Here is an 8350-nt window from a genome sequence, read left to right on the forward strand (position 1 = left end):
GGTTGTGGCCATACTTTGGGTGCGCCGTTTGGGCTGCCAGATTAATCGCGGCCGGGGTTCTTCCACGGCTCCCGGGGACTGGGGGCGCGGCCGGGGGGGGGCCCCGCCGGGCCCCGTCCGGACTGCTAAGGAAATTAGGAGAAGAAGGCGCGGGAGTACGGGAACGGAATCGGTTGGCGGGCCGTTCGAGGGGAAAGTCCGGCGGTGTTGCGGCATATTCCGGATGCGTGCGACCGACCGCTTCGGCGGGCGGGTACCGCCGTACGGGAAAAGGTCAGGACCGGACCCGGCACAACCGGGCGGTGTGGACGGTGACCGCCGAGAGGTAGAAGGCGTCGGGGCGCCACAGGATGCCCGTACAGGCGTCGCCGTCGAGGAGCTGTTCGACGGTCAACCGGTCGACGAGGTCGAGCCGCTCGCCGAGTTCGTCGAGGACGCGGCGCAGCCGGGTGTGCAGATGCCGGCGCGGGGCGAGGTCGAGCGGTGCGGGGAAGTCGATAAGGAAGGTGCGGGTGCCGGTGGGTACGAGCCCGGCGGAGGCCAGCAGACAGGGCCAGTCCTCGACCACGGAGGTGGCGCCCGGCAGCCCGGCCCGTCCGGCGGCGAACCGCTCCTCCAGGTGCGCGTCGAGGCGGGCCTGGAGTCCTGGCCGGCCGATGCCGATGTCGCGGGGCAGGAAGCGGGGCGGCAGTCCGCGTTCCGCGACGGCGAGGATGCCGCCGGGCCGCAGCGCGGACGCCAGGCTCCGCAGGGCCGCCTGCTGGTCGCCGAGGTGGCGGCAGACGTTTCCGGTCCAGACGAGGTCTGCGGGGCCGAGCCGGCTGAACTCCTCGGGCCGTTCGGCCCGCCGGGTGGTGATCCGCCCGCTCAGCCCTTGCTCGGCGGCGCGGGTCTCGGCCCGGGCGAGGAGTTCGGCGGACCGGTCGACGGCGACGACCTCGGCCCGCGGGAAGGCCTCGGCCAGGACGCATGCGGCGACGCCCGGCCCGCTGCCGACGTCGAGGACCCGGCGGACCGCCGCCGATACCCGGTCCTCGGGCCCGAGCAGGCCCCGCAGCCAGTGCGCCGCGTCCGCCAGGAAGCCGGAGTGCAGTTCCGCCTCGTGCTCCGGCTCGGCGCCGCAGGCCTCGCCGTCGAGGTCCTGGGCGCGGTGTGTGGGTGTCATACGGTCACCTCCGGCGGCCAGGATGTGGACGCCGCGCGGCGCGGGCAATCTTTGTTGCCGATTCCGGAACCGGCGGGCGGGGCGCGGGCGGTACGCGGGTGGCGGCCGGTGGCGGCGGCCGCACGTGGGCGGGCGGCGCGGCCGGGCGGTCCGCGGGGTGCCGGCCTGCGGGCGCACGTCGACGGGCGGCGGACGGCGCGGCCGGGCGGTCCGCCGGGGGACGCGGGCGGCACCCCTCCGGGCCCGGCCGCCGCCGCGCGTCGGCGGAGTCGGCGGTCCCGTCAGTACCCGGCCGCCGCCGCGAGCAGCCGGCGGGCCGCCGGCGGGCGGATCAGGTCGCGCGCGAAGACACCCAGGAGCTCCCGCCTCGCGGTGAGCGGGAAGTAGTGGTCTCCGGGCAGGCTCTCCACGCGCAGGGCCCGCCGGGTGCAGCGGCGCCAGCCGGCCAGGTCCGCCCCGGTGACGCTGCGGTCCCGCTGTCCGCCCAGCGCGGTGACCGGGCAGTGCACGACGTGGCGCGGGTCGCGGCGGTAGGCCTCCATGACGGTGAGGTCGGCGCGCAGGGCGGTCAGCGCCCGGGCCGCTCGGCGCGGGTCGGAGTCGACCGGGGGCATCCGGCCGCGCTCGCGGAGCCGGCGGATCATCGCCGCGTCGGGGAGGTGGCCGACCGCCCGCTCGGGCACCGGCCGGTGCGGCATCCCGGAGCCCGACACGTAGAGCCGCTCGGCCACGGCGTCGTGTTCCCATTCGAGCCGGGCGGCGATCTCGTAGGCGAGGAGGGCGCCGAAGCCGTGCCCGTAGAGCGCGAACGGCCGGTCGCACATGCGGGCCACGTACGGGATGATCTCGGCGAGCAGCGGCTCCAGAGCGCCGCACGGGCGGGTGCGCGGATGGCGGCCGCGGCCGGGGAGCTCCACGGGCGTGACGACGAGGGCGGGGCCGACGGCCTCGGCCCAGGGCAGGTAGACGCCGGCCGAGACGCCCTCGAAGGGAAGACAGAACAGCCGCACCGATGTGTCGCCGGTCATCGGCCCACCGGACCCGCGAGCAGGTCGTCGGTGCGCGGCGGGACGGGCGGCGGGCCGCCGCGCAGCAGGACGGCGTAGGCCTCGGTGGCCCGGTCGAGGAGCCGGAGCCCGGCTCGGCGGTCCGTCAGCTCGCGGGCGTACCGCCACGCGAAGGTCCAGGTCCGGTCGTCGCGCCGGATGAGGGTGGCGTGGGTCCACGGCCCGCGGTCGAGGGGCAGTCCGGTGGCCGCCTCCCGGGCCAGCCGCTCGGCGAGGCGGGCGTCCTGCACCTGGGGGCGGGTGGCCCGCCAGTCCACCGTCTCCAGGCGGAAACCGGGGCCCAGCACGCTCTGCCAGGCCTGCTCGTAGACCAGGGGCAGCAGGCCGGTCAGGGTCAGCACGAACTGTTCGATGCGGCCGCCCTGGGGCGGGTCTGCGGCCGGCCGCGGCGGCCGTGCCGGGCGGACGGCCCATAACGGGCGAAGCTCCTCGCTGGTCGCGGTCACGCGAGCACCGATCCTTCCATCAGATTTCCGCCAATAGGCCGCGGGCGAATATGTCAGGTCCCGGCGGAGCCTTTTCCGTTCGGCTCACCGGTCACCACCGCAATGCCGTGCAGACCGTACCCGTGCGGTACCCACGTACATCAATACGGTGGGACCGAAGCAATGGCCGAAGGAACACGCTTCGATTCCTTCGGGCGGAAGGGGTTGTACAAATTCGCGAGGGGGCCGTGCTAGCGTCGGGGCGCATCGGAGGTGTACGCCGTTCACCGGTGATCGGGGGGTCGTAGTGGAGGAACCGCATTTACCTCCACACCGTCTGAGGAAGCCCTTTCTGCCAGGGCGGAAACGACGTGGCCGTGACCGGAAGACGGCCTTGACCGCGCGGGTTCCGGCGCGCGGTTCGCCGAGCCGGTCGTCGGGTCGGTTCGCCGTTCGGTCATCGCGTCGCGTCGTCGGCACGTGGTCGCGTCGTCTCGTCGTCTCGTCGTCGTGAGTTCGCTGTTCTGGCAGGAGGTGTAGGGCGGTGCCCCGGGAACTGTTCGGCAGGAGCGAAGAATCCAAGATCATTACCGAGATGCTCGAATCCGCGACCGCGGGAACGGGCGCGGTCGCGCTGGTGGAGGGGATCATCGGCACGGGGAAGACCTCGCTCCTGCGCTGGGCCGAGGAGACCGCCCGTGAAATGGGCATGGTCGTGTTCTCCGCCACGGCCTCCCCCACCGAACAGCGCTTCTCCCTGGGCGTCGTGCACCAGCTCCTCGGCACGCTGCCCGAGACGGCACAGGGCTGGGAGCGGGCCTTCGCGTCGAGCGCCGGGCCCGCCGGCGGGCCCGCCGAGCCGGACTACCCGCTGCTCGCCGAGCTCTGCGCGGGCGTGGGCCGGGCCGCGCGCCGCACCCCGATCCTGCTGACGGTCGACTGCGTCCAGCACGCCGACCGGAAGTCCCTGCTGTGGCTGGGCTTCCTCAGCCGCCGGCTCGACAACCTCCCGGTCGTCCTGCTCGCCACCAAGCGCTGCGGCGAACCGGCCAGCGACCAGCACCTCCTGGTCGAGTTCATGGAGGGGGTCCGCCCGGACCGCCACATCCATCTCCACGACCTCAGCCCGAGCGCCGCCTTCGACCTGGCCGCCGCGCTGTGCGGCCACGACCACGAGTCCGTGGACGCCCTGGTCGCCGACACGGGCGGCAACCCCTATCTGCTGACCGAGCAGATACGCACCGTCCCGGCCGGTCCCGGGGGCACGGCGGCGTCCGGGGCGGGGCCGTCCCCGGATGCCGCGGGCGGCCGTTCCCCGGCCGACCCGCCGGACGAGCGGAGGCATCTGCAGGCGGTCAAGGAGCGCATCATGTGCATGCTCCGCCGGCTCGACCCGCACTGCCTGGAGATCGCCCGGGCGGCCAGCATCCTGGGCTCGCCCCTCGACCCCGCCATCCTCGCCGACCTGTGCGGCGTGCCCACGGAGGACGCCTGCCGCAGCCTGTCGCGGCTCACCGAGTCGGGGCTGCTGTGCCCGCACGACATGACGTTCCGCCACCCCCTCCTCGCCGGGCTGCTCTACCGGGACATCCCGTGCGCGGAGCGCGCCGAGCTGCACCGGCTGGCCGCCCGCTACATGTGGCGCCGCAGTGCCCCCTGCGAGGACGTGGCCGCACACCTGCTGCACTCCCACCGGCTCGACGAGCCGTGGATGGTGCGGCTGCTGCTCGAGGCCGCGCAGGGCATGGTCGGCCGGGACCCCGCGGGCGCCCGGCGGCTCGTCGAGAAGGCCGTGCTGCACGGGGTGCCCGACGAACTCGCCGCCCACGCCGAGGGGTTACGCATTCAGGCGCTCACCGCATTGGACCTGCCCGCCTCCGCCCGGGCGCTCACCGCGCACACCGCGGGACCGCTCGGTCCCGCGGAGCGCCTCCAGGAGGCCCTGCGCCTGTCCGACATCCTGCTGCGGCTCGACGAACCGGCCTGCGCCCGCCAGGTACTGGAGGACGCGCGCGCCGCGATCGGCACCATGGACCCGTCCGCCGCCGCCCGGCTGCGCGAGCGGCTCATCCACGTCCGGCTCCACGAGGGAACCTACCGGCCCGGCCCGGAGGCCGGGTGCGGGGCCGAGGCCGAGGCCGAGGACCGCCTGGAGCGGGTCCTGTTGCTGCGCACCGCCGCGGGCGACTCGGCGCAGGCCGTACGGCGGATCGCCGACCGGTTCCTGGCCGCGCCCCGCGCCCCGTACGGCTCCCCCACCTGGTACCACGCGCTGCTGGCCCTGCTGTGGGCCGGCGACGTGGACGAGGCCCGACGGCACATGGACACCGAGGTACGACTGGCGCGCGCGGAGGGCACCGCGACCCGGATCGCCGAGGCCCTCGCCGTACGCGGCCTGGTGCAACTGCACCGCGGACTGCTCGCGGACGCCGAGGACGACGCCGTCCAGGCGCTCGACCTGCTCACCGGGATCGGTGCCGCCCCGTACCACGCGGGGGCGCTGGCCCGGAGCGTCCTCATCGACGTGGCCCTGGAGAAGGACGACATCGCCGCGGCCGGCGCCCTGCTCGACGAGGCCCCGCCGCTGCCCGGCGAGCAGCCCGTGACCTGGTGGCGGCTGCACCTCCTGCACAGCGCCGGGCGCGCCCTGGGCCGGCTGGGCCAGGCGCAGCGCGGCCTCGCCCTGATCGCGCGCTGCGAGGACGAGCTCACGCGCAGGGGTGTGGTCAACCCGGCGATCCTGCCCTGGCGTTCGACCCGCGCCACGCTCCAGCTGGCGCTGCGGAACATGGCCGCCGCCCGGCGGGCCGCCCGGGAGGAGACCGAGCTCGCGCGTCGCTGGGACGCGCCGTTCGCGCTGGGCCGGTCCCTGATCGCGCAGTCCGGGGCGAGCTCCGGGCGGGAGGCGCTGCAACTCGCGGACCAGGCGATGGAGATCCTCGAAGCGGCCCCCACGCCGCTGCTGTTCGCCCATGCGCTGTACGAGGCGGGACGGGCGCACCGGCAGATCGGCAAGGCCCGGCGCACCCGGGAACTGCTGCACCGGGCCAACGAGTTGGCCATCTCGCTCGGTGCCGACGGCCTGGTCGAGGCGGTGCAGCGAGAGCTGCGGTTCGCGGGCGGGCGACCCGATCCGCGCAAGGACTCCACGGAGTCGCTGCTGACCCCCACCGAACGGCAGGTCTCCGAGCTGGCCGCGGGCGGGATGAGCAACCGCGACATCGCGCATCTGCTCAAGGTGAGCCTGCGGAACGTCGAGTCCCATCTCACTCATTCCTACCGGAAGTTGCGGATCAGCGGTCGGCACGAGCTGGCCAGGTACTTCCCGCCGGAGGAGGAGACGGCCGCGGCTCCGGTCCTGCTCTACCAGCCCCGGAGCGCGGTCACCCCGCCGCACCAGCTGCGGACCGGGTGACCGGCGGCGCACCCTCGGCGTCCCCCGTGCCGTGCGGGTCCCGGGGCTCCGCGAACGCGCCGTCGAGCAGGGCCCGCAGCCCGGTGGCGAACCGCTCCTGGTCGCTCATCGCGGCGGCGAGCGGGGCGACCCGGCGCACGGTCGGATAGTCCTCCGCGCCGCCCTCACCGGTCGGCGCCTCCGGGCACGGGGTCAGTCCCGGCGCCCCCGCCCGGGCGGCGACCAGGTGTCCGACCAGGTACTCCCAGATGGCGACGTGCAGGCGCGCGGCCCGCGCGTCGCTCATTCCGGTGCGGACGAGGGCGTCCAGGATGAACTCGGAGAGCCGCATCGAGGTGGCGCCGCCGAGGAGGCGTCCGTCGAGCATCTCGGTGGCGATCCACCCGTGCTCCTCCAGGACCCGGTGCGCGCTCTGCGCCGCTTCCACGATGGACGCACGGGGGTCGTCGCCGGGGTCCGGCAGCTCGATCCGCCGGGACACCTCGTCGAACATCAGCGACATCAACTCGCGTTTGTCGCTGACGTGTTTGTAGACGGCCGCCGGGGCCTTGCCGAGTTCGCCGGCGAGCTTGCGCATGCTGAGGCCGGCCGCGCCCTCGCGCTCCAGCAGACGCAGCCCCGCCGCCACGATGTGCGGACGCGTCAGAGGCTGCATCGCACGCTCCGGGGTCGGGGACATGGGAGCGCCATCGTCTCGCACCGGGACCGCCTCCGGCACGGAAACGGAGGCAACGAAACATGACTGTCGTGTTTCCTGCGGACCGCCCGCCCGTGAACCGCGGCAGCGGAGGCGTCCGGGCATGCCGGAAGCCCGGCCCCCACGCTCCCGGGGCCGGGCTGCCGACGGTCGTACGGGCTGGTCAGGCGCCGCGACGACCGGGCTTGAAGCCCGCCTTGGCGGTGCCGACGATCGCGAAGGCCAGGACGGCCAGGGCGAGCAGCACCCACGGGAACGAGGTGGCGCCGGACGACTCGAGGAGCAGACCGCCGACCACACCGCCGCCGGCCACGGCCAGGTTGAAGATGGTGACGAGCATCGACTGGGCCACGTCGGCGCCGTCGCCGGCCGCGTCGGCGATGGAGGTCTGGAGCAGGGTGGGCGCGCCGCCGAAGGTCAGACCCCAGGCGACGACGCCGATGACCACGGCGACCGGCGAGGAGTAGCCGATGCCGAGGATCAGCGAGGCCGCGGCGAAGCCGGCCAGGCTCCCGAGGGTCAGGACGCGCAGCTTGCGGTCGACGTACATGCCGGTCAGCCAGATGCCGACGATGGCCGTGGCCCCGAAGACGAGCAGCATCACGTCGACGCGCTCGCCGAGGCCGGCCTTGCTCATGAAGGGCGAGATGTAGGTGTAGAGGATGTTGTGGGCCAGGATCCACAGGAAGATCACCGCGAGGATCGGGCGGATGCCCGGGGTCACGAAGATCTCGCGGATGGGCTGACGCTGCTCGGCGGCCTGGCCCGGGAAGTCCGGCACCAGCAGGCGCACCCAGATCATCAGGGCCAGCGCGACCGCCGACATGATCCAGAAGACGCCCTGCCAGCTGGTGACGGAGCCGAGGTAGGTGCCGAGCGGGACGCCGGCGGTCAGCGCGATGGGCTGGCCGACGCCGACGACCGCGAGGGCGCGGCCCTGCAGGTGCTCGGGCACCAGCCGGCGGGCGTAGCCGGCGAGCAGGCCCCAGATGACACCGGACGCCATGCCGGCGACGAAGCGCGCGCCGAGCGTGATCCCGTAGTGGGTGGACAGGGCGGTGACGGTGTTGAAGACGAACAGGCCGCCGACGGCGCACAGCAGCAGCGGCCGGCGCCGCACGCTGCGGGTCGCGGCGATCACCGGGATCGCGGCGACCACGGAGCCGATGGCGTACAGGGTGACGAGCTGGCCCGCCAGTCCTTCGGACACGTCGAGGCCCTGCCCGATCTGCGGGAGCAGACCCGCGGGCATCGTCTCGGTCATGATCGCCAGGAAGCCTGCGGCGGTGAACGCCAACAGTTTGAGGATGGGAAGCCGTTCCTCGGGCGGCGCCTGGTGGGGGCGCAGTGCGGTTGCGGTCGCTTCGCTACTGCCAGTGCTGGTCACGGGAATTCTCCTGTTTGTCGCGGCCCGCCGGTCGGGACGGGCCGCGGCCATCGGTCAGAGGGAGGGCGGTGGGGGGGGGGGGGGGCCCCCCCCCCGGGGGGGGGGGGGGGGGGGGTGGTGGGGGGGCCCCCACCCCGGGCCGTGGGCACCGTACAGGCAGACCGTTCGGCGCCCGGCCGGGCACGATATGACGC

General features: G+C 74.4%; 6 protein-coding genes. 1 reads left to right on the forward strand and 5 read right to left on the reverse strand.

Going from position 1 to position 8350, the window contains the following annotated elements:
- Positions 1-274: 274 nt before the first annotated feature.
- The 3 genes from ACIRQF_RS12910 to ACIRQF_RS12920 form a co-directional block, all read right to left on the reverse strand.
- The gene (locus tag ACIRQF_RS12910; protein WP_404091609.1) at positions 275-1165 is read right to left on the reverse strand and encodes a class I SAM-dependent methyltransferase; all 891 of its coding nucleotides are present in this window, start codon (positions 1163-1165) and stop codon (positions 275-277) included.
- A 281-nt stretch (positions 1166-1446) separates the two neighbouring features.
- A complete protein-coding gene (locus ACIRQF_RS12915) occupies positions 1447-2193 on the reverse strand; it encodes a thioesterase II family protein (RefSeq protein ID WP_404091611.1) in 747 nt (248 codons plus the stop codon).
- Positions 2190-2678, reverse strand: coding sequence for a hypothetical protein (locus ACIRQF_RS12920; protein WP_404091614.1), 489 nt, complete (start codon positions 2676-2678; stop codon positions 2190-2192). The genes ACIRQF_RS12915 and ACIRQF_RS12920 overlap by 4 nt, the downstream gene beginning before the upstream one ends.
- A 523-nt stretch (positions 2679-3201) precedes the next feature.
- On the opposite strand from ACIRQF_RS12920, the gene ACIRQF_RS12925 reads away from it, so the two are divergent.
- Positions 3202-6072, forward strand: coding sequence for an ATP-binding protein (locus ACIRQF_RS12925; RefSeq protein WP_404091616.1), 2871 nt, complete (start codon positions 3202-3204; stop codon positions 6070-6072).
- On the opposite strand, the gene ACIRQF_RS12930 is transcribed toward ACIRQF_RS12925, so the two are convergent.
- On the reverse strand, positions 6041-6727 hold the full coding sequence (locus ACIRQF_RS12930; protein WP_404091619.1) for a TetR/AcrR family transcriptional regulator: 687 nt from the start codon (positions 6725-6727) through the stop codon (positions 6041-6043). The two genes, ACIRQF_RS12925 and ACIRQF_RS12930, sit on opposite strands and share 32 nt — an antisense overlap.
- Positions 6728-6932: 205 nt before the next feature.
- Positions 6933-8156: an MFS transporter gene (locus ACIRQF_RS12935; RefSeq protein WP_376631910.1), complete on the reverse strand. Its 1224-nt coding sequence runs from the start codon at positions 8154-8156 to the stop codon at positions 6933-6935.
- Positions 8157-8350: the final 194 nt, after the last annotated feature.

The organism is Streptomyces sp. NPDC101191 (genome assembly GCF_044767915.1).
GTDB lineage: Bacteria > Actinomycetota > Actinomycetes > Streptomycetales > Streptomycetaceae > Streptomyces.